Genomic DNA, 1,752 nt, shown 5'->3' with positions numbered 1-1,752 from the left:
GCGACCAGTAGATCGACCCACCCTGGAAATGCTGGAAACACCCACCATCACGCAACCCGCACGAGGGGTCCCCCACCGGATACCCCAACGCACCCCGCTCCCAGCCCGCCGCAGCCCACCGATCACGCACCGGGCCGGAGAGGATCCGCGCACCGGTGGCCGGCGACCAGTAGATGGCGCCGGCGGCGTAGGTCTGGAAGCAACCCCCGGCGGGCAGACCGCAGACGACGTTGGTCTTGATGGCGCCGAGCGGGCCGTCCTGGCCACCGGTCCGCGCGTAGCGGCCGGTCACCTCGGAGGCGCCGGGGACCTGCGTGGAGCCGAACCAGTCGGTGTAGTAGATCCAGAAGTTGCGGTTGCCGTAGGCCGAGCACGCGTCACCGGTGCCCTTGCCCGCGGCGAGCGCGGCGGCGTTGGGTTGGTAGGGCGTGTAGTTGTACAGCCCGGCCGTGGCCGCGTTCTCGATGAAGAGCTGCGTGGAGCCGCAGCCGGCGTCCGGGTGGAACCGGACGGTGTTGACCCGGCCGGCCCGGTGGTTGAACTGGTCCGCGTTGCCGGCGTAGTACCGGTAGCGCGCGGCCGCGCTGTACACCTGGTTGAAGAGGTGCGCGTAGGCCGGGTTGCAGGGTGCGGTGTCGGGGCAGGCGTAGCCCATCGCCCGCTCGTACCGCCGGGCGGTCAGGTTGTTCCCGCTCAGCGTGACCAGCCCCTGCTCCTTCTGGAGGATCACCAGGAGCACCCGCTGGCTGATGCCGCAGGCGGCACCGACCTTGGCGATGATCGTGGCGGCCGTCTCGGCAGGGGCACCGACGTAGGTCCCCGGGCAATTGGCGTCCGCGGGGCGGGTGTAGGTGTCCTGGCGGGCGTCCTGCAGGCACGGCGTGCCGTCGGAGGCGGGGACGCAGCGCGGGTTCTTGCTCTCGAGGAAGAACTGCACGTCGGCGGGCGACATGGCCGCACCGTCGTAGAAGAGCTGGTCGCTGATGATGTTTCCCGGCCGGAACTGGCCGGTGTCGGCAGCCTCCTGCAGACCCGGGGCAGCCGGCCCGTCCGGCGACGGGGCGACCAGGATCCCGATCCCGCAGACCGCCCCCAGGGCCAGCAGTGCCATCCGCCGCAGCGCGGTCACGCGGGCACCTCCACGTCCACCGGCGCGGACTCGACGTCCGCCGTGCCCGAGGAGTAGGCCAGGCGCAGCGACCAGGTACCCGCGGCGAGCCGCTCGTCCGGTACGGAGAACCCGCCGCAGACGGTCGTGGTGGCGTCCGCGGTCCCGGGCACGGTGATCGAGACCTCGTCGCCGCCGCGGGTCAGCCGCAGGGTGCAGGTCCCGCCGTCCTCGATGAGCGGGCTGACGTAGCCGGCCGCCTCCACCGAGGCCGTCGCCTCCTCCCACGACGCGAAGGAGAGGACGGCCTGCGGCGCCTCCGGAGGGGGCGCATCGGTGACCGCCACCCGGTCATCGGGCAGGAAGGCCGACGACGGTGCCGCGGCGACATCACCGGCGGGTTGCCCGGCCGTGCAGGCGCCCACCCCGAGGGACACGAGGGTGCCCAACGCCGCGGCCCCGGCGGCCCGCCGCCGCGCGGACGACGTCCCGGCGCCCCGGTCCGAGCCGGTCACCGGTAGGTCACCGAGGTCCGGCCGTTCACCGCGGTGATGGTGCCGCCCTGGAAGGTCTGGCGGGTGCCGCCGGAGACGGTCTCGGGATCGGCGGTGGGGTAGCCCAGCCGGCCGTTCTCCCAGCCGGCG

At 73.3% G+C, this 1,752-nt stretch carries 3 protein-coding genes; all 3 read right to left on the bottom strand.

From position 1 onward, the window contains the following. The coding region (locus C5507_RS21970) for an LGFP repeat-containing protein (protein ID WP_211295546.1) at positions 1-1,129 on the bottom strand (1,129 nt) is incomplete at its 3' end. Further along, positions 1,126-1,623, bottom strand: a complete 498-nt coding sequence (locus C5507_RS21965; protein WP_104530599.1) for a hypothetical protein — start codon at positions 1,621-1,623, stop codon at positions 1,126-1,128. The genes C5507_RS21965 and C5507_RS21970, both read right to left, overlap by 4 nt. Further along, the gene (locus tag C5507_RS23595; protein WP_428839424.1) at positions 1,620-1,730 is read right to left on the bottom strand and encodes a hypothetical protein; all 111 of its coding nucleotides are present in this window, start codon (positions 1,728-1,730) and stop codon (positions 1,620-1,622) included. The genes C5507_RS21965 and C5507_RS23595 overlap by 4 nt, the downstream gene beginning before the upstream one ends. Between the last annotated feature and the right edge of the window lie 22 nt (positions 1,731-1,752).

It is taken from the genome of Blastococcus saxobsidens, from assembly GCF_002938435.1.
Classification (GTDB): domain Bacteria; phylum Actinomycetota; class Actinomycetes; order Mycobacteriales; family Geodermatophilaceae; genus Blastococcus; species Blastococcus saxobsidens.
This window is presented reverse-complemented; position numbering and strand designations above follow the sequence as displayed.